The sequence below is a fragment of the Methylobacterium sp. WSM2598 genome (assembly GCF_000379105.1).
Classification (GTDB): Bacteria; Pseudomonadota; Alphaproteobacteria; order Rhizobiales; family Beijerinckiaceae; genus Methylobacterium.
On sequence record NZ_KB900609.1, the window covers coordinates 5,401,637 to 5,420,194 of the forward strand.

Sequence of the window (18,558 nt, forward strand, 5' to 3'; positions counted from 1 at the left end):
GCACGGGTGATGCTCGACCTCGCCACCAGGGTTTACAACCATACCTGGAAGATCGACCCGATCATCCGCTCGGTGCTCGACACCGATTTCTACAAGCTCCTGATGGCGCAGACCATCTTTCGCCGCCATCGCGACGTGGAGGTCACGTTCGGCATCCATAACCGCACCACGCGGGTCCGGCTCGGCGAGATCATCGACGAGGGGGAGCTGCGCGAGCAGCTCGACCATTGTCGCTCCCTGCGGCTCACCCGCGGCGAGTCGACCTGGCTGCGCGGCAACACCTTCTACGGCAAGCGCCAGATGTTCTCGCCGGACTTCATGGACTGGCTGGAGAACTTCCGCTTCCCCGACTACCTGCTGGAGAAGCAGGACGGCCAGTACGTCCTCACCTTCCACGGGCCCTGGATCGAGACCACGATGTGGGAGGTCCCGGCGCTCTCGATCCTCAACGAGCTGCGCTCGCGGGGCGTGCTCAAGGGGATGGGCAAGTTCGACCTGCAGATCCTCTACGCGCGGGCGATGACGCGGATCTGGGAGAAGATCGAGCGGCTCAAGCTGCTGCCCGGGCTCTCGATCGCCGATTTCGGCACCCGGCGGCGCCACGGCTTCCTGTGGCAGGATTGGTGCGTCGAGGCGATGATCGAGGGGCTCGGCCCGGCCTTCCTCGGCACCTCGAACTGCCTGATCGCGCTGCGCCACGACATCGAGGCGGTGGGCACCAACGCGCACGAACTGCCGATGGTCTACGCCGCCCTGGCGGAGGACGACGCGGCCCTGGCCCGGGCGCCCTACGCGGTCCTGGCCGACTGGCAGCAGGACTACGCCGGCAACCTGCTCGTCATCCTGCCGGACACCTACGGGACGACCGGCTTCCTAGCCAACGGCCCCGCCTGGATGGCGGACTGGACCGGCATCCGCATCGACTCGAAGGACCCGATCATCGGCGGCGAGGAGGTGATCGCGTGGTGGCGCGAGAACGGGCGCAACCCGCGGGAGAAGCTCGCGATCTTCTCCGACGGGCTCGACGTCGAGACGATCGAGACCATCCACCACCGCTTCCACGGGCGGCTGCGCATCGGCTACGGCTGGGGCACCCTGCTCACCAACGACTTCCGCGGGCTGGCGCCGGACGGGCGCCTCGACCCGATCTCCATCGTCTGCAAGGTGATCTCGGCCAACGGCCGCCCGACCGTCAAGCTCTCCGACAACCCCACCAAGGCGCTCGGGCCGGAGGAGGAGGTCGAGCGCTACAAGCGCGTGTTCTCGGTCGGGGCGCAGGTGGCCCAGCCGCTCCTGGTGTGATCCGGCGCGCCGCCCGGGCGGCCCCCAGGCGCACGGCTATCTGCCGCTGCGGCAAGCGGTTTTCCGCCCCGGCCGCGCCCCCCGCGCGGGGATCCAATCGGTCTCCCGGCCGTTCCTGACACGGGTACGGCCCGGCTTGACCCGCCGGGCGCGAGCGTGGGGCGGTGCATGGCGCGTGACGATGGTGGGCAGGCCTCCCTGATCCCGGCGGTGCCCAAGCGCATTGCCGCCGCCGAGACGCCCGGCCGCGGCTTCGCCCTGCCGCTGCTCATCGCCGCCCTCATCGTGGCGGCCCTGTATTTCGGCCGCGAGATCCTGATCCCGATCGCCATCGCGGTGCTCCTGAGCTTCGTGCTCTGGCCGCTCGTGAGCCTGCTGCGGCGGCTGCGCCTCGGGCGCACGGCCTCGATCGGCCTGTCGGTGCTCACCTGCCTCGGGGTCGTGGGCCTGCTCACCCTCATCATCGGCCTGCAGGTCGCCGATCTCGGCAGCAACCTGCCCCAGTACCAGCGCACGATCGAGCGCAAGCTCGAGAATCTCAGGGAGGGCCCGGTCGGCTCCGTCGCCGGCTACATGCGCAGCATCGGCAAGCACCTGCAGCAGGCCGGGAGCATCCCGGAGGACAAGGCCAAGCCGCAGGACCCGACCGCGCCGAGGCCGGCCCCCACCGTGCAGAACCCCGACAAGCCGGTGCTGGTCGAGGTGCGCGAGCGCGAACTCACCCCGCTCGAACTCGCCGAGCGCCTGCTCTCGCCGGCCCTCGCGCCGCTCGCCACCACCGGCATCGTCTTCGTGGTGCTGATGTTCATCCTGGGCCAGCGCGAGGACCTGCGCGACCGCCTGATCCGCCTCGCCGGGTCGAGCGACCTCCACCGCACCACGGTGGCGATGAACGACGCGGCGCGGCGCCTGAGCCGCTTCTTCCTGGTGCAGCTCGCCCTCAACGCCGGATTCGGGGTGGCGATCGGGATCGGGCTCTGGATCATCGGCGTGCCGAGCCCGATCCTGTGGGGGATCTTCACCGCGCTGATGCGCTTCGTGCCCTATGTCGGCGCCTTCCTGTCGGCCCTGCTGCCGCTGCTGCTCGCCGCCGCGGTCGATCCGGGCTGGCACATGGTGCTGGCCACCGCGGCCCTGTTCCTGATCCTCGAACCGATCGTCGGCCAGGTCGTCGAGCCGCTGCTCTACGGGCACTCGACCGGGCTCTCGCCCTTCGCGGTCCTGGTCTCGGCCCTGTTCTGGACCTGGCTCTGGGGGCCGGTCGGGCTGCTGCTCTCGACCCCGCTCACGGTCTGCCTCGTCGTGCTCGGCCGCCACGTCGACCAGCTCGAATTCCTCGACGTCCTGTTCGGCGACCGGCCGGCCCTGACCCCGGTGGAGAACTTCTACCAGCGCCTCCTCGCGGACGACCCCGACGAGGCGCAGGAGCTCGCGGAATCGATCCTCAGCGAGTGCTCGCTCTCCTCCTACTACGACGACGTGGTGCTCAAGGGCCTGCAACTCGCGGCCTCCGACGCCCGCCGCGGGGTGCTGACCGAGGAGCAGCTGGAGCGGATCCGCACGGCGATCGACGAGCTCGTCACCGACCTCGCCGACCGCGAGGACGTCGCGCCCGCCGCCCAGACCAGTCTCGCCGGGCGGCTCCTGGGGCGCGATGCCGACGCCGCCGCCCCCTGCGACGGCGAGCCGGCCGTGCCGGGCGCGCCGGCCCCGGAGACCCTGCCGGCGCCCTGGCGGCAGAAGGGGGCCGTGCTCTGCGTGGCGGGCCGCGGCCCGCTCGACGAGGCCGCCTCGACGATGCTCTCGCAGCTCCTGGAGAAGAACGGCCTCGGCACCCGGGTCGTGCCGTTCGCGGCGGTGTCGCGGGCGCGGATCGCCGACCTCGACGCGGGCGAGGCCCGCATGGTCTGCATCTCCTACCTGGAGATCAGCGGCACCCCGGCGCACCTGCGCTACCTCGTGCAGCGGGTGCGGCGGCGCCTGCCGCAGGCCCGCATCCTGGTCGGCCTCTGGCCGACCGACGACCTCGCCCTGGCCGATCCGGAGGCCCGCGCCGCCCTGGGGGCGGACGATCACGTCACCTCCCTGCGCGAGGCGGTGGAGGCCTGCCTGGCGGCCGCGACGGGCGAGGCGGCGTCCGCCGGCCGGCCCGCGCCTGTGGCGCCGGCGCCGCGTTCGGCCTCCCTCCCGGCGGGTGCTCCCGCCTGAGGGCTTGACGCAGGGCTCGCGGCGTCCTTTCGATCCTTGCGCGCCGCGAGGAGCCGGCCGGGGCGGCCGGCCCGGGGAGCGGCCTGAGGGGTGCGCAATGAGCGTCGTCGATTTCGCGCGGTTCGTGGACGAGCTCGCCACGCAGTCCGGACAGGCGATCCTGCCCTTCTTCCGCGCGGCCTTCGTCACCGAGGACAAGGCGATCGGCCCCAAGCCCTTCGATCCCGTGACGGAGGCGGACCGGGCCGGCGAGGCGGTGATGCGCCAGATCATCCGCCGCACCTTCCCGGACCACGGCATCCTCGGCGAGGAATTCGGCACCGAGGGGGAGGAGGCGGAGTACGTCTGGGTCCTCGATCCGATCGACGGCACGCGGGGCTTCATCGCCGGCCTGCCGCTCTGGGGGACGCTGATCGGCCTGACGCGGGCCGGCACGCCCTGCTACGGGCTGATGCACCAGCCCTTCCTGGGCGAGCGCTTCTCGGGCGACGGCCGGAGCGCGCAGTATCGCGGCCCGAACGGCACCCGCAAGCTCCTCACCCGCCGCCGCGCCGCGCTCTCCGAGGCGATCGCGGCGACGACCGACCCGCGCCTGTTCGGCGAGGGCCGGGACCGCGAGGCCTACGGCCGCGTCGAGGCGGCGACGCGCCTGATGCGGTTCGGCACCGACTGCTACTCCTACTGCATGCTGGCGGCCGGGCAGATCGACCTCGTGATCGAGGCCGGCCTGAAGCCCTACGACATCGTCGCGCTGATCCCGATCGTGGAGGGCGCGGGCGGGATCGTGACCAGCTGGGACGGCGGCCCGGCCGCGGGCGGCGGCAACGTCGTGGCGGCCGGCGACAAGCGCCTGCACGAGGCGGCGCTGGAGATGCTCAACCGCTGAGACCGGCGCTTCGGGCCGCACGGCAAGAACCTGGCGCAGGACCCGATGGCCGCGTGACCGGGCCCTGCCCTGAGCATCGTTCGCCGAAGGGGTCACCGGTTCGGCGGCAAGAATGCTGCCAAAGCAAGGGACTAAGCGGAATTGCACGGCGCAATTCCGCTTAGCCGGGCGGCAGCCGCTCGAGCGCGATGAGGTCCTCCTCGCGCGGCTCCGGGAGCGGCGTGCCCGGGACGAAGGCCTCGAAGGCGGCCCAGAACTGGGCCCGGATCGCGTCCTGCTCCATCAGGATCTCGTGCCGGGCGCCCCGCAGGGTGATGCTGTGGCCGGCCTTGAGCCTCGCCGCGAAGCGCTCGATGGCGGGCGTGCTGCAGACCGGGTCGTCGCCCGCCGCCACCACCAGCACGGGCAGCCGGATCGCGAGCGGGTAGCGCGGGTCGCCGAGGCGGCGCATCGTCCGGAAGGCGGCGGCGAGCCAGGCCACGGTCGGATCCCCGACCGCGCCGGCCCCGACCGCGAGCGCCGCCGCCGCGTTGCGGGCGTAGCGCGCCGGATCGGTGGTGAGGCGATTGCCGGGGAAGGGCTTCGTGGCGATCGAGACCGGGCTGCCGCCCGGGACGAAGCGCGGGCCGAGGCCGAGCCCGTTGAGGAGGGCGGCCGCCCGCATCGCGGCCCGCGGGTGGCGCACCATCACGATGCCGAGCATCGGCGCGAGCGTGACGAGGCGGGAGAAGGGCAGCCATCCCTCCCGCGCCGCGGCCAGGCAGACCGCCCCGCCCATCGAGTGGGCGAGCCCGAAATAGGGCCGCGGCATCAGCGGCTCCAGCACCTGCGTGGCGACCGCCTCCAGGTCGAGCCGGTACTCCTCGAAATCGCCGACATGGCCCTTGCGCGCGTCCGCGACGGTGCGGTCGGAGCCGCCCTGGCCGCGCCAGTCGAAGGCCGCCACGGCGAAGCCCCGCGCCCGCAGGTCCTGGACCGTCTCGTAGTACTTCTCGATGAACTCGGCCCGGCCCTGCACCAGGCAGACGGTGCCCTTGGTGGTGCGGGTGGCCGCCGTCCAGGTCGCGGCCCGCAGGGTCAGCCCGTCCCGGGTCGGCACCGCGAGGGTGCGGGCGCCGGGCGGGATCGGGTTGTCCGGCGTGGCGATGAGCGGAACGGTCACGGGCGGGGATCTCGGGGCTGCGGCCTCGGGGATGCGTCTCCCGAGAGCACCCCGTCCGGCCGGCAAAATCAAGCGCGGGCCCCTCGCGATTCCCGCAATCCCCTCTTGAACGAAGAGGAGCCCCTCCCGATATCACGGTTGCGCCGGCCATCAGGCGGTGCAGACAAGACCACAGGTCCGGCCCTACGGCGGACCGTAAGATCACATATTGCTTCGGACGGAGAATATGTCATGCGTCAGTTCGACCTTGCTCCCCTCTATCGCTCGACTGTCGGCTTCGACCGGCTGTTCTCGGCGCTCGACCAGTTCGTGAGCGCGGAAGCGGCCCCGACCTACCCGCCCTACAACATCGAGCGCACCGGCGAGACCGCGTACCGCATCACGGTCGCCGTCGCCGGCTTCACCGACCAGGATCTGTCGATCGAGGTTCGTGAGAACGCGCTGACGATCAAGGGCGAGCGCAAGGCCGCCGAGGCCCGCAAGGGCGAGTTCCTCCATCAGGGCATCGCGGCGCGCAGCTTCGAGCGGCGCTTCCAGCTCGCGGATTACGTCCAGGTGACGGGCGCGACCCTGGAGAACGGCCTGCTCCACGTCGATCTCGTGCGCGAGATCCCGGAGGCCAAGAAGCCGCGCCAGATCCAGATCGCCACGGGCAGCGCCCCGCGGTCGATCGAGGGCACGGTCCAGCAGGCCGCGTGAGCGACCTCACCCTGACCTGAGAGCCGAGCGCCCCGGCGGAGGCCGAGGCGTTTTGACATCAGAGCCGAGCGCCCCGGCGGAGGCCGGGGCGTTTTGACGTCAGAGCCGAGCGCCCCGGCGGAAGCCGGGGCGTATTCACGCAAGAGCGGAGCGCCCCGGCGGAGGCCGGGGCGTTCTTGCATCGGGCGTCCCGGCCGCGCGTCGGGTCTCCCCCTCACGGATCCCCGAACAGCAGCTCCGTCTGGGCCTTCGGCTTGCGGGGGGTGGGCGCCTTCTCCTTCCCCTTGCGCGGGCGCTTGACGTCGGTGCCGCGGATGCGCGCCTTGCCCTTGTCGCGCGCCACCGCCTCCGGCGCGGCCTGGTCGCCGGAGAGCCACTTGCCGCGCTTGATCACCTCGTTCACCCGGCCCTGATTGACGCCGAGCTTGAAGGCGATCTCCTGCTGCGTCATCTCGGTCGAGCCGTGCAGGTCGAGGATGGCCCGGGCGAGTTCCGGGGTCATCTTCTTGCCGACGATGCGCCGGCCCGGCTTCACGGTCCGGTTCGCCCGGTCGCGCTCGCGCAGCCGTTCCAGGAGGGCGAGCGCCATCAGCATCCCGTGCTCGCGCAGGGCCTCCTCGAATTCCTTCAGCGTCGTCATCGGCGCATCCTCGGATCGACGGATCGGCGCGACGATCCCGCCTGGGGCGGGGTCGGATGCCGCGGGGCGATCACGGTTTGTGCGCGCCGGCCGGGCCGGACGCAACCGCGCGGGCGCGTCATCCACTGCTCTCGCGGCGCGGTCGCGGCGCCCGATGTCGGGCGACGGCCGCCGCGGCGGCCGCATGGAGGAGCCGCATGGACTTGCCGAGACGGACTTGTCGGCATCGACTTGCCGACATGGACTTGCCGGCGCGGATGCCGCATGCGGGGGCGTTGACCGGAGGAACGTCATGGTCCTGGAAATCGCGCAGATCGAGGTGAAGCCCGGCCACGAGGCCGCCTTCGAGGACGGGGTCGCCGAGGCGGCCGCCCTCTTTCGTCGCGCCAAGGGCTGCAAGGGCATGGAGCTGCACCGCTCGATCGAGCATCCGACCCGCTACCGCCTGATGGTGAAGTGGGAGACCCTTGAGAACCACACGGTCGATTTCCGCAGCTCGCCCGATTTCCAGGCCTGGCGCGACTTGGTCTCCGACCATTTCGCCGCGCCCCCGGCCGTCGAGCACACGACCACCACCGCCGCCGGGTTCTGAACGCCGGCCGCCTTCGGCGGTTGATCCGGCCGGAGGCGCCCCCATGACTGCAGACCGCACCCAGCCCGACCGCGACCAACCCCGCCGCGCGGGCGACCAGCCCCGCCGCGGGGGCGACCAGCCCCGCCGCGAGGGCCTCGCGGAATCCAGCCTCGCCACCAGCCGCCGCCCGGCCGGGCACGCGCCGGGCCAGCCGGCCGAGCCGCCCCATCCGGCCGGCACGCCGCAGGGCGAGCCGGTCGCCGACGAGCAGATCCCCAGGGATTAGGATTTCGCCGCAGGTGACAGGACCTTGGCTTGCGGCTACTCGCTCGGGAACGTGAAGGTTCTCTGACGGCGAGGCACGCGGCCATGGCTCATCGCCCCCTGCGCATCGGCACCCGCGGCAGCCCGATGGCGCTCGCGCAGACCGGCATGGTCCGCGACCGCATCGCCGCCGCGCATCCGCACCTCGCCGAGCCGGGGGCGATGGAGCTCGTCGTCGTCAACACGGTGGCGGACCGGATCCTCGACCGGCCGCTCTCGGCGATCGGCGGCAAGGGTCTGTTCACCAAGGAGCTGGAACAGGCGCTGTTCGCCGGCGAGATCGACGTCGCCGTGCACTCGATGAAGGATGTCGAGACCTGGCTGCCGGACGGGCTCGTCATCGCCTGCATCCTGGAGCGGGACGACCCCCGCGACGCCTTCCTGTCGCTCGCTTCCGGCAGCCTCGCCGAGCTGCCCGCCGGCGCCCGCGTCGGCACCTCGTCCCTGCGGCGGGGCGCGCAGGTGCTGATGCGCCGGCCCGACCTGCGGATCGTGCCCCTGCGCGGCAACGCCAATACCCGCATCCGCAAGCTGGAGGAGGGGGTCTGCGACGCGACCCTCCTCGCCATCGCGGGGCTGGAGCGGCTCGGGCTGGCGCATCTCGCCAGGACCGTGATCCCGGTCGAGGAGATGCTGCCGGCCGTGGCGCAGGGCGCGCTCGGCATCGAGTGCCGCGCGGCGGACGAGGACGTCATCGCCCTGCTGCAGGCGGTGGCCTGCCCGCGCACGACGACGGCGCTGGCCGCCGAGCGGGGCCTGCTCGCGGAACTCGACGGGTCCTGCCGCACGCCGATCGCGGCGCTGGCGCAGATCGACGGCGACCGGCTGACCCTCGACGGGCTGCTGTTCCTGCCGGACGGGAGCGCGCACTGGGCCACGACCCGCAGCGGCCCGGCCGCGGAGGCCGCTTCGATCGGCCGGGAGGCCGGGGCGGACCTGAAGGCGCAGGCGGGCGAGACCTATCGCCGGCACCTGCAATAGGGCGGGATCCGCACGACGGGAACGCGGCGGTGTGATCCGGGACCCCGGATGAGGCCTGCCGCGAAGCGGCTCGGGCCTCCGGCAGGACCTGCGCGGATGCCATGAGTTGTGTTTCATGGACTTCTCATCGTCGGTCCTATTCCAGCCGGACCACGACGCTGTCGCTCGCGCCCGTCGCGTCCATCACGGAGATCCGCGCGAACCCGGCCCCGTCCGGCTGCCACTCCGCCTGCCGGCGGGCGGCCTCGGGCAGGGGCAGGCTGTTCACCATCCAGGTCAGGGGCAGGGTGCCGCCCAGCGCCTTCAGGGCGAGCCCGGCCGGCGCCCCCTCCGCGAAGCCGAGATCGACCCGGGCGCCGTCCGGCGGATAGGCGATCCTGAGCGGGGCTCCCGGCGCCTCGCCCGCCACCTTGGCGGCGTCGCGGCGCAGGTGGCGGAGCGGCGGCGGCAGGCCGGCCGTACTGGTCACCAGGGCGTCGCGGACCGGCGGCACCGGCTCCGGCTCGCCGCCGCAGCGCGCGAAGGCGTCGAACAGGATCGGGGCCGCCGCCACGCGCCCGACCAGGCCGGGCACGCTCGCCCCGTCCGGGCGGCCGACCCAGACCGCCACGGTGATGCGGCGGTCGAATCCCACCGCCCAGGCGTCGCGGTAGCCGTAGGAGGTGCCGGTCTTGTAGGCGATGCGGTTCGGCAGGGCGTTCTCGGGCGGCGGCGTGCCGCGCAGGATGTCGGTGACGTACCACGCCGCCACCCCCTCGGCGATGCGGGGCGGCTCGCGGGCCGGCGGCCCGGCCTCCGGCCGCCGCACGAGATCGGGCACGAGGCCGCCCCGGGCGAGGCCCGCGTAGAGCCGGGCGAGGTCGGTCAGCGTGATGCCGAGCCCGCCGAGGGCCACCGGCAGGCCGGGGGCGGCGTCGCGGGGGAGCGCGATCCCCGCCCCGCCCGCCCGCAGCCGGGCGATGAAGCGGGCCGGGCCGACCAACTCCATCAGTTCCACCGCGGGCACGTTGAGGGACATCTGCAGGGCGCGCCGGGCCGTGACCGTGCCCTGGAAGGTGAGGTCGAAATTCTCCGGCGCGTAGGCGGCCCCGAAGCGCGAGGGCCGGTCCTCGATCAGCGTCTCGGGATGGGCGAGGCCGAGTTCGAAGGCCAGCGCGTAGACGAAGGGCTTCAGCGCCGAGCCCGGCGAGCGCAGGGCGGCGGCCATGTCGATGGCGCCCGCGCGGCCGGCATCGAGGTAGCCGGCGCTGCCGACATGCGCCCGCACCGCGCCGGTGGCGTTGTCGACGACCAGGATCGCCGTCGAGAGGCCGGGACCGAGGGCGGCGACGCGCTCGGCCGCGAGCGCCTCCAGGCTCGCCTGCAGGCGCGCGTCGATGGTCAGGCGGTGGACCGCCCGGTCGGGCGCCTCGGCCAGGGCCGCCTCGGCCGCATGGGCCGCGAGCATCGGGAAGGGGCGGCGCCGCTGCGGCACCGGCTCGGCCTTGGCCGCCTCGGCCTCGTCGCGGCGGACGGCGCCCCGCGCCGCCGCGAGGTCGAGGACGCGGTCGCGGGCGCGCCGCGCCGCCTCCGGGAAGCGGTCGGGCCGGCGGGCCTCGGGCGCCTGCGGCAGGGCGACGAGGAGCGCGGCCTCCGCCAGCGACAGGCGCCCCGGCTCGTGGCCGAAATAGGCGAGGCTCGCCGCCCGCACCCCTTCGAGCGGCCCGCCATAGGGGGCGAGGGCGAGGTAGAGGCGCAGCACCCCCGCCTTGCCGAGCCGCCTCTCGAGCGCGACCGCCCCCCGCACCTGGCGCAGCTTGGCGGCGAGCGAGCGCTCGGCCCGCGGCTCGACCAGCCGGGCGACCTGCATCGAGAGGGTCGAGCCGCCCGAGACGATCCGTCCCGCCCGCAGCCATTGCCCGGCGGCCCGCAGCACCGCGAGCGGATCGACGCCCGGATGCCGGGCGAAGCGCCGGTCCTCGTAGGCCATCAGCAGGGTGAGGAAGCGCGGATCGACCGCCTCGGGGGCGAGCGGCAGGCGCCAGCGGCCATCCGCCGTCGCGAAGGGGCGCAGGAGCACGCCGGCCCGGTCGAGGACCACGGGCGAGCGGCGCTCGGCCGCCGCGAGGTCGAGGCCGGGATCGCGCCCGATCTCACGCCACAGCCCGGCCGCGCCGGCGGCGAGCGCCGCGGCGAGCAGCAGCGCCGGGACGACGCGCCGCCACGCCCCATTCCGACCCGCCGCGCCTCCCGCCATCCCGCCGCCCGCCCGAACCGATCGGCCGAGCATGGCGCATTTCGCGTCCGGACGCGACGCCCCAGAGCCGCGGGCGGGGTCGAGCGCCTCGGGCGGCGTCGAGCGTCTCAGTCGGTCTCGATGCCGACCATGCCGGCCTCGTCGTAGCGCGACCCGGCCACCGCCCCGGGCGCGAACAGCGCGTCGAGGGCGCGCAGGTCCTCGGGCGTGAGCCGGATCTCCATCGCCGCCGCGTTCTCCGCGAGGCGCGCCTCCTTGCGGGTGCCCGGGATCGGGATGACGTGCGGCTCGCGGGCGACGAGCCAGGCCAGCGCGACCTGGGCCGCGCTGGCGCCGCGCTCCGCCGCGAAGGTCCCGAGCGCCGCGGCGAGGCGCGCGTTCCGGGCGAGCGCCTCGTCCCGGAAGCGGGGATTGGCGCGCCGGACATCGTCCTGCGCGAGGCCCGCGACGTCGACGGCGCCGGTGAGGAAGCCGCGCCCCAGGGGCGAGTAGGCCACGAGGGCGACGCCGAGGTCGCGGCAGGCGGCGAGGAGCCCCTGCTCGGGCTCCCGGGTCCAGAGCGAGTACTCGCTCTGCACCGCCGCGATCGGGTGCACGGCCTGCGCCGCCCGCAGCGTCGCCGGCGAGACCTCCGAGAGGCCGAGGGCCCGCACCTTGCCGGCCTCGACGAGGCGGGCCATCGCGCCCACCACCTCCTCGATCGGCACGGCGGGATCCCGCCGGTGGCAGTAATAGAGGTCGATCGTCTCGACCCCCAGGCGCCGGAGCGAGGCCTCGCAGGCCGCCGCCACGTAGGCGGGGGAATTGTCGATGCGGCGTTCGTAGCGGCCGGGCGCGCGCACGATGCCGAACTTGGTCGCCACCACCGCCCGCTCGCGCCGCCCGGCCAGGACCGCGCCGATCAGCGCCTCGTTGTGGCCGTGCCCGTAAGTGTCGGCCGTGTCGAGGAAGTCGTAGCCGAGGGCGAGGGCGGCTTCGAGGGCGGCGCGCGACTGCGCATCGTCCGCCGGCCCGTAGAACTCGGACATGCCCATGCAGCCGAGGCCGGGGAGCGAGACGGTGAGGCCGGACCGGCCGAGGGGGCGCTGGCGCATGGGGATCTCCTGCGGGGACGCGCCCGATCTGGCATCTCGCCGCCGCGCCGATAAGCTCGGCCGGGCCGCACGACCTCCTGAGCGCCGTTCACCAATGCCGCGCAGCGACCTCTCCGACCTCGTCGCCTTCGCCCGCGTGGCGCGGCACCGCAGCTTCCGCCGCGCGGCGGCGGAACTCGGCCTGTCGCCCTCGGCCCTGAGCCACGCCCTGCGCGACCTCGAGGCCCGGCTCGGCGCCCGGCTCCTCAACCGCACCACCCGCAGCGTGGCGCCGACCGAGGCGGGCGCCGCCCTGCTGGCGCGGCTCGGGCCGGCGCTCGACGAGATCGACCGGGCGCTCGGCGAGGTCGCGGCCTCCGGCGGGCGCCTCACCGGCACGCTGCGGCTCAACGCCCCCCGCTCGGCCTGCCGCCTCGTCCTGGCGCCGCTCGCCGCGCGCTTCCTCGCCCGGCATCCGGGCCTGCGGCTGGAGATCGCCTGCGACGACGCGCTCGCCGACATCGTCCGCGAGGGGGTCGACGCGGGCGTGCGCTTCGGCGAGCGCGTCCCGCGCGACATGATCGCGGTGCCCCTCGGGGGGCGGCAGCGCTTCGCCGTGGTGGGCTCCCCGGCCTACCTGGCCGCCCGCGGCCTCCCCGCGACGCCCGAGGACCTCGCCGGGCATGCCTGTCTGCGGCAGCGCTTCGCGGGCGGCGCCGTGATGCGCTGGGAATTCGAGCGGGACGGTCGCGCTCTCGCCCTCGATCTCGACGGGCCGCTGATCCTCAACGAGCAGGAATTGCTGCTCCAGGCCGCGGTCGAGGGGAGCGGCCTCGCCCAGGTCTTCGAGGGCTACGCCGCCCCCTTCCTGGCGGAGGGGCGGCTCGTGCGCCTGCTCGAACCCTGGTGCCCGTCCTTCCCGGGCTTCCTGCTCTACCACCCGAGCCGGCGCCAGCCGCCCCCGCCGCTGCGCGCCTTCCTGGATTTCGTCCGGGAGAGCGCGGCGGCGTGAGCGCGGCGGCGCCCGCCCGCCTCAGCGCGGCGCGCCCACCTCCATGGCCCCGAAGGCGGTGCGGCCGTAGCGCTCGGGCCGGTACATGTCCTCGATCGTCGCCGCCGGGTGGACGTAGCGGCCCGGCGTCACCGCCCGCACCGTGTAGGCGACCGTGAGGAAGGCCGGCTGCGACGGGTCGCGGTCGTAGGCCGCCACGAAGCGGTCGTCGCGGAACTCCTTGTGGGTCGGCTGCACGTCGCTCTTCACGAAGGACAGGGCCGGCACGGCGTCGGCGTCGAGGAGCTTCGGGTTGTCGATCTCCAGCCCGGCGGGCAGGCGGTCGACGAGGAGGAGGCGGGCCGCGCGGGCCTTGTCCTCCGTCACCTTCAGCACCACCACGACCCGGTCGTTCTGGCGCAGCTGCGTGACGTCGACGAGCGAGCCGTCGAGGCGGTGGTAGCGGCGCTCGACCGTGTAGCCCCTGGCCTCCGGCGGCTCGGGGACGATCGGGCTGCCCGCGACGCCGAGCACGAGCTGGGCACTCGTCGTGCCGCGATTGGTCACCGTGACCGGCTTGGCCTCGAGCTGCGCCGCCTTGAAGCTGCGGTAGAGGGGGCCGCCCTGCGCCTCGCCGTCGACCGCGAAGGCCATGGATTCGGCCTCCTTGCTCAGGCCCTCGGCGGCGAGCACCATCCAGGCATTCTCCTGGGTGCTGGTGACCCGCCCGGAGGCCCGCTCCTCGCCGATCACCGCCCCGAGCGGCGCGATGCTGTCGCGGACGAGTCCCGTCTCGGCCGCGAGCGCGATCAGCCCGGCCCCGTCGCGCAGGCGCGAGCCGTAATCCGGCCGGTACTCGGCCTTGTCCTTCTCCCCGCGCAGGGCCGACACGGCGGCCTCGAAGGCCTTCTGCGCCCGGCCGCGGTCGCCGAGCAGCGCCAGCGCCGCCGCGATCTGGCCGCGGGCGAGGGGGGTCGAGAAGTCCGAGAGCTTCGTGTCGGCGAGGTAGCGCAGGTCCCCCATCACCGGCCGGCCGTTGCGGGCCAGCACGTAGGCCGCGTAGGCGAGATCCATGCCGCCGCCGCTGACCTCGCTGGTGTTGGCGACCGCGTTGCGCAGCCGGTCGAGGGCGAGCGAGAAGGCGGTCTGCGGCACGGGAAAGCCGCGCTCGCGCGCCCTCGTCAGGAAGTCGGCCACGTAGGCGTTGAGCCAGAGATCCTCGGAATTGGCGGCCGACCACAGGCCGAAGCTGCCGCTCGCGTCCTGGCGCGACAGCACCCGGTCGATGGCGCCGCGGATCCGCTCGTCCACCTTGTCGTCGAGGGCGAGCCGGTCGAGGGAGGCGAGGCGGTTCACGTAGAGGAGCGGCATCGCCCGGCTCACCGTCTGCTCGGTGCAGCCGTAGGGGTAGCGGTCGAGGGCCTGCAGCAGGGCCGGCACGTCCAGCCCCGCGAGCGGCGAGGCCGAGACCGTGAGCGTCCCCGTGCCCGGCAGCAGGTCGGCGAGGAGGTCGTTCGACAGGGTCACGCTCGCCCCGGGGTCGAGGGAGCGCATCGAGCGGCGCAGCAGCGCCCCGGTCCCGGGCTGCACCGCGAGCGCGAAGCTCTGCCCGGCCGCGCCGTCGAGACCCGGCCCGGTCAGCCTGAGGTCGAGCCGCGCCACGCCGGGACCGGCCGCCGTCACCGGGATCTCGATCGCTCCCCGCTGGCCCGCCTCCAGGCGGATCTTCCGGGTCAACGCCTCGGCCGGGACCACGACCGGCCCGGAGAGGTCGAGATCGACCGCGTAATCCCCCGCCGCTCCCTCGACGTTGTCGAGGGCGACGTGCAGGCGCGAGCGGTCGCCCACGTTGAGGAAGCGCGGCAGGGTGCCGGTGAGCACCACGGCGTCGCGCACGATCACGTCAGCCGCGGCCGACCCGACCCGCCCGGCCGTCCAGGCGGTCACCATCACCCGGGCGGTGCCGTTGAAGGCCGGAAGCGGGAAGGTCACCTCGGCCCGCCCGTCCGGCCCGACCGTGACGACGCCGGAATAGCGCACCAGCGGCTCCTGGGTCGGGGGCGCGTCGGCGAGTTCGGCCCCGCCGGCATCGCCGCCCGAGCGGATCGCGCCGAGCGTCCCCTGCATGCCGTCGATCAGGTATCCGTAGAGGTCGCGGATCTCGGTCGAGAGCGCCTTCTGCCCGAAGAAGAAGGCGAAGGGGTCGGGCGCCGCGTAGCGGGTCAGGTTGAGGATGCCGACATCGACCGCCGCCACCGTCACCCGGGCCTCCTCGCCGGGCTTGAGGCCGGAAAGGCGGATCGGCAGGCGCAGGTCCCCGCGGGGCCGCACCTTGGCGGGCGCCTCGACGGCGACGTCGAGGCTGCGCGCCGCCCGGTCGACGGAGAACCACGCGAGGCCGAGCGCCCGGCCCGGCAGGCGCTTGGCCGCTTGGTCGAGGGGCCGGTAGGCGGTGGCGACCAGGTAGGCGCCCGCGCCCCACTCGGCCTTGACCGGGATCTCCACGGCGGCGCCGCCCGCCGGCACGGAGAGGGTGCGGATCTCGTGCACCCGGTCGCTCACCACCGCGACCGTGGCGGTGCCGGCGAAGCGCGGCGCGAACCGCGCCTTCAGCGTCTCGCCGGAGGCGTAGGCGGCCTTGTCGAGGGTGAGGTCGAGGAGGTCGGGTGCGTCGGCGCTCTCGCTGCCGCCGGTGCCGACCGTGAAGCTCAGGCTCGCGGCCTGCAGGTTCGGCGCGCTCACCTCCAGCCGGTAGGTGCCGAACTCGACCGGGGCGGCGATCCGGGCCGGGGCGTCGGGGGCGAGATCGAGCGCGCCGTTCGCCACCTTGCGGCTGGTCCTCACCGCCTCGTAGGACCAGCGCCCGTCCGCCCGGTACCATTGGTAGTTCCGCTCGACCTTCTTGAGCGTCCAGGCCGCGCCGCGGGCCGGCAGGCGCGTGCCGTCCGGCTGCGCCGCGACCACCTCGAAGGTCGCGGTCCCGCCCTCGCGCAGGTCGCCGAAGGTCTTGCGCAGGGCGACGACCGGGCCCGCCGGCAGGATCGGCAGCGTCACGCTGCGCTGCACGGCCCGCCCGCCCGGCTCGCCGACCTGGAGCGAGACCTTCGCCTCCAGGGGGCGCGGGGCGCTGAGCGCCGGCACGGGGGCCCGCACCGTCGCCCTGCCCTGCGCGTCGGTGGTGACCCGCTCGTCGATCTCGGCGGTGGTCGGCACCACGCTCTCGTCGTCGAGGCCGATCGCGAAGCCGTCGAGGCCGCGGATGCCGCTCGACGCCGCCGCCTGCACGGCGACGCTGCCGCCGACCTGGAGGTTCGCGCCCGGCGCTCCGTAGAGGAAGCGGGCCGCGACGTCGATCACGGCCGGCTGGTTCGGGGCGAGCGCGGGAGCCTTGGGCGTGAGCGTCACCTCCAGCCGCTCGGGCAGGTAATCCTCGACCAGGAAACTCGCCTCGCCGACCGGCGCCGCCTTCGGGTCGGTGTAGGCGAGCACGCGCCAGGTGCCAGGCGCGGCGCCGGCGAGGAGCGGCAGCGGGAAGGCGCGCCCGCCGAGCCCCGCATCCGCCACGGCGGCGCGGCGATACTCGATCCCGTCCGGGCGCTTCACCACCAGGGTGAGGGGCAGGCCCGGGATCGCCGCGCCCTTCGCGTCGCGCAAGAGGGCGGTGATCTGGACGGTCTCGCCCGAGCGGTAGACGCCGCGCTCGGGGAACACGAAGGCCTCCGCCGCGGCGGGGGCGGGCCGCCCCTTCACGCCGCGGTCGGCGAGGTCGAAGGCGCTGAGCGCGAGGTCGAGGAAGCCGTAATCGTCGCCGAGCCGCGCCACGACGAGGCTCGGCGCGATGCCGCCCTCGCCCCGGGACAGGCCCGGATCGAAGGCCGCGTGGCCCTGCGCATCGGTGGTCCTGACGCCGAGCACCTCGTTGTTGCGGGCGACGAGGCGGATCTCCGCCCCCTGCACGGTCGCGGCGCTGGCCAGCGAGCGCACGAAGACGTGGACCCCGTCCGCGCCCTTGAGGGCGGTCAGGCCGAGATCGGAGACGACGAACCACTGGGTCGCCTGCTGGTCGTAGCCGCCGGTCTCCTCGTCGCCGAGGGCGGCCGTCCCGCTCGGCTGCGCCAGCATCACGTAGAGCCCGGGCTCGATCTTGCCGACCGCCTGCAGGACCGGGAAGGCGGTGACCACCTCCTGGTTCGGCTCGGCCCCGGCGGTGTCGAGGGTGCCCTTCCAGACCCGCACGCCCTTCTCGCGCGCGAGGGTGCGGGCGGTGGCGCCGGTGAGCTGCGACAGGAACTCCTCCGAGCGCAGGGTCGGCAGCAGGCCGCGGTCGCCGATGCGCAGCACCTCGACGTCGAGCTTCGGGGCGTTCACCGAGACCAGGGGCACGCCGGCCTGGCCGGTGCGCGGCAGGACGTAGTTGCGGCCGGTGAAGCGCACCTGGGGCGAGCGGTCCCGGACGTAGATCTCGTAATCGGCGGATTTCCGCAGGGTCTCGCCGGCGATCGCCGAGGGAAGTCCCTGGCGCAGCACCACGGCGTAGCGCTCGCCGTGCTTGAGCCCGTCGACGCAGACCTGCTGGCCCTCGGCGGTGACGGCGGCGTTCGCGGCCCCCGACACCACCACGAAGGGCGCCATGTCGGTCTTGGCGGAGAGGTCCTCCGAGAAGGTGAAGCAGGCCCGGGGGGCGGCGGCCTCCGAATCGACCTTGTAGTCGGTGATGCGGAAGCCGTGCTTCTCGCGCAGCTCCTCGTAGGCGGCGCGGATGTCGGACGCGTCCGCGAGGGCGAGGCTCGCCTTGTAGGCGTCGAGGGCCGGGCGCCAGCTCTCCTGGTCGGCCAGGACCCGCCCGAGCAGCGCCAGGGCCTTGGCCTCGTCCGCGCGGCTCGCCGCCCGCTGGTAGGCGAGGTAGGCGCCCGCGCGGGCGCGGCGGCGCAGCTTCTGGTTCTCGTCGTAATCGTCGTTCTCGACGCCGTTGGCGGTCTCGGCGAGGGCGTACCAGGTCTTCCAATCGCCCGGCTCGGCCGCGATCGCCCCCGCATAGGCGGCGAGCGCCCCGTCATTGTCGTCGTCCTTGAACAGCTTCTCGGCCTCGCGGCGCCACTGGGCGGCGGGCTTCTGGGGCTTTCCGGCGGCGTCGCTGCGGATCTCGGCCTCGAGCCGCACCGCCTCGCTGGCGAGGTCCTGGCGCACGAAGCCCTTGGGCGCCGGGTCCTTGGGCGGGGGCACGAGGGCGGACGGGGCGGGCCGGGGCGGTTGCGGGGCCTGCGCGGCGGCCGGGACGATCAGGGTCAGCGCCACCGCGAGGGCGCCGGCGAGGCGCCCCGTCCGGGTTGCTCTCAACATCGTCTGGCCTCGTGCGCGTGCGTTCCTCGCACGAGCCTATCATTTGGGCGGCGCGCCGCAACGCTTGGGAAGGCCGCCCGGCGCCGGACCCGGCGATCCGGTCCGGCGGGCTCACTTTATGCGGGGCGCGGCTTCTGCCAAG

General features: G+C 74.2%; 13 protein-coding genes. 8 read left to right on the top strand and 5 right to left on the bottom strand.

Annotation, left to right across the window (positions count from 1 at the left end; translation table 11 throughout):
• The first annotated feature begins 9 nt into the window (after window positions 1-9).
• The 3 genes from pncB (at window position 10) to hisN (ending at window position 4,396) form a co-directional block, all read left to right on the top strand.
• Window positions 10-1,302: a nicotinate phosphoribosyltransferase gene (gene pncB / locus MET2598_RS0125475; RefSeq protein ID WP_018262810.1), complete on the top strand. Its 1,293-nt coding sequence runs from the start codon at window positions 10-12 to the stop codon at window positions 1,300-1,302.
• A 168-nt stretch (window positions 1,303-1,470) separates the two neighbouring features.
• Window positions 1,471-3,510: an AI-2E family transporter gene (locus tag MET2598_RS0125480; RefSeq protein WP_018262811.1), complete on the top strand. Its 2,040-nt coding sequence runs from the start codon at window positions 1,471-1,473 to the stop codon at window positions 3,508-3,510.
• A gap of 97 nt (window positions 3,511-3,607) precedes the next feature.
• Window positions 3,608-4,396: a histidinol-phosphatase gene (gene hisN / locus MET2598_RS0125485; protein ID WP_012330398.1), complete on the top strand. Its 789-nt coding sequence runs from the start codon at window positions 3,608-3,610 to the stop codon at window positions 4,394-4,396.
• 160 nt (window positions 4,397-4,556) lie between these two features.
• Here the strand turns inward: hisN and MET2598_RS0125490 are convergent, their stop codons facing one another.
• Entirely contained in the window at window positions 4,557-5,558 is a 1,002-nt protein-coding gene (locus MET2598_RS0125490) for an alpha/beta fold hydrolase (protein WP_012330397.1), read from the bottom strand.
• Window positions 5,559-5,789: 231 nt separating this feature from the next.
• Here MET2598_RS0125490 and MET2598_RS0125495 point away from each other — a divergent pair, with 231 nt between their 5' ends.
• On the top strand, window positions 5,790-6,257 hold the full coding sequence (locus MET2598_RS0125495) for an Hsp20 family protein (RefSeq protein WP_012330396.1): 468 nt from the start codon (window positions 5,790-5,792) through the stop codon (window positions 6,255-6,257).
• Between the two features lie 214 nt (window positions 6,258-6,471).
• Here the strand turns inward: MET2598_RS0125495 and MET2598_RS0125500 are convergent, their stop codons facing one another.
• Window positions 6,472-6,897 carry a hypothetical protein gene (locus MET2598_RS0125500; RefSeq protein ID WP_012330395.1) on the bottom strand — a complete coding sequence of 142 codons (426 nt, stop codon included), beginning with the start codon at window positions 6,895-6,897 and terminating at the stop codon, window positions 6,472-6,474.
• Window positions 6,898-7,189: 292 nt separating this feature from the next.
• Here MET2598_RS0125500 and MET2598_RS0125505 point away from each other — a divergent pair, with 292 nt between their 5' ends.
• The 3 genes from MET2598_RS0125505 (at window position 7,190) to hemC (ending at window position 8,776) form a co-directional block, all read left to right on the top strand.
• Window positions 7,190-7,489 carry an antibiotic biosynthesis monooxygenase family protein gene (locus MET2598_RS0125505; RefSeq protein WP_012330394.1) on the top strand — a complete coding sequence of 100 codons (300 nt, stop codon included), beginning with the start codon at window positions 7,190-7,192 and terminating at the stop codon, window positions 7,487-7,489.
• A gap of 43 nt (window positions 7,490-7,532) precedes the next feature.
• Complete coding sequence (locus tag MET2598_RS0125510) at window positions 7,533-7,757, top strand: hypothetical protein (RefSeq protein WP_012330393.1); 225 nt, start codon at window positions 7,533-7,535, stop codon at window positions 7,755-7,757.
• A gap of 83 nt (window positions 7,758-7,840) precedes the next feature.
• A complete protein-coding gene (gene hemC, locus MET2598_RS0125515) occupies window positions 7,841-8,776 on the top strand; it encodes a hydroxymethylbilane synthase (RefSeq protein WP_012330392.1) in 936 nt (311 codons plus the stop codon).
• 136 nt (window positions 8,777-8,912) lie between these two features.
• Here hemC and pbpC read toward each other — a convergent pair whose 3' ends face one another.
• Entirely contained in the window at window positions 8,913-11,045 is a 2,133-nt protein-coding gene (pbpC, locus tag MET2598_RS0125520; protein ID WP_018262812.1) for a penicillin-binding protein 1C, read from the bottom strand.
• Between the two features lie 74 nt (window positions 11,046-11,119).
• Window positions 11,120-12,106 carry an aldo/keto reductase gene (locus MET2598_RS0125525; RefSeq protein ID WP_018262813.1) on the bottom strand — a complete coding sequence of 329 codons (987 nt, stop codon included), beginning with the start codon at window positions 12,104-12,106 and terminating at the stop codon, window positions 11,120-11,122.
• A gap of 94 nt (window positions 12,107-12,200) precedes the next feature.
• Between MET2598_RS0125525 and MET2598_RS0125530 the strand changes: the two genes are divergently transcribed.
• Entirely contained in the window at window positions 12,201-13,097 is an 897-nt protein-coding gene (locus MET2598_RS0125530; RefSeq protein WP_018262814.1) for a LysR family transcriptional regulator, read from the top strand.
• A gap of 21 nt (window positions 13,098-13,118) precedes the next feature.
• On the opposite strand, the gene MET2598_RS0125535 is transcribed toward MET2598_RS0125530, so the two are convergent.
• Window positions 13,119-18,416 carry an alpha-2-macroglobulin family protein gene (locus MET2598_RS0125535; RefSeq protein WP_018262815.1) on the bottom strand — a complete coding sequence of 1,766 codons (5,298 nt, stop codon included), beginning with the start codon at window positions 18,414-18,416 and terminating at the stop codon, window positions 13,119-13,121.
• Window positions 18,417-18,558 lie beyond the last annotated feature (142 nt).

Coding starts and splice junctions, on each gene's coding strand:
- pncB (WP_018262810.1), top strand. CDS start 10: ATGCTCGACCTCGCCACCAGGGTTTACAACCATACCTGGAAGATCGAC.
- MET2598_RS0125480 (WP_018262811.1), top strand. CDS start 1,471: ATGGCGCGTGACGATGGTGGGCAGGCCTCCCTGATCCCGGCGGTGCCC.
- hisN (WP_012330398.1), top strand. CDS start 3,608: ATGAGCGTCGTCGATTTCGCGCGGTTCGTGGACGAGCTCGCCACGCAG.
- MET2598_RS0125495 (WP_012330396.1), top strand. CDS start 5,790: ATGCGTCAGTTCGACCTTGCTCCCCTCTATCGCTCGACTGTCGGCTTC.
- MET2598_RS0125500 (WP_012330395.1), bottom strand. CDS start 6,897: ATGACGACGCTGAAGGAATTCGAGGAGGCCCTGCGCGAGCACGGGATG.
- MET2598_RS0125505 (WP_012330394.1), top strand. CDS start 7,190: ATGGTCCTGGAAATCGCGCAGATCGAGGTGAAGCCCGGCCACGAGGCC.
- MET2598_RS0125510 (WP_012330393.1), top strand. CDS start 7,533: ATGACTGCAGACCGCACCCAGCCCGACCGCGACCAACCCCGCCGCGCG.
- hemC (WP_012330392.1), top strand. CDS start 7,841: ATGGCTCATCGCCCCCTGCGCATCGGCACCCGCGGCAGCCCGATGGCG.
- pbpC (WP_018262812.1), bottom strand. CDS start 11,045: ATGCTCGGCCGATCGGTTCGGGCGGGCGGCGGGATGGCGGGAGGCGCG.
- MET2598_RS0125525 (WP_018262813.1), bottom strand. CDS start 12,106: ATGCGCCAGCGCCCCCTCGGCCGGTCCGGCCTCACCGTCTCGCTCCCC.
- MET2598_RS0125530 (WP_018262814.1), top strand. CDS start 12,201: ATGCCGCGCAGCGACCTCTCCGACCTCGTCGCCTTCGCCCGCGTGGCG.
- MET2598_RS0125535 (WP_018262815.1), bottom strand. CDS start 18,416: ATGTTGAGAGCAACCCGGACGGGGCGCCTCGCCGGCGCCCTCGCGGTG.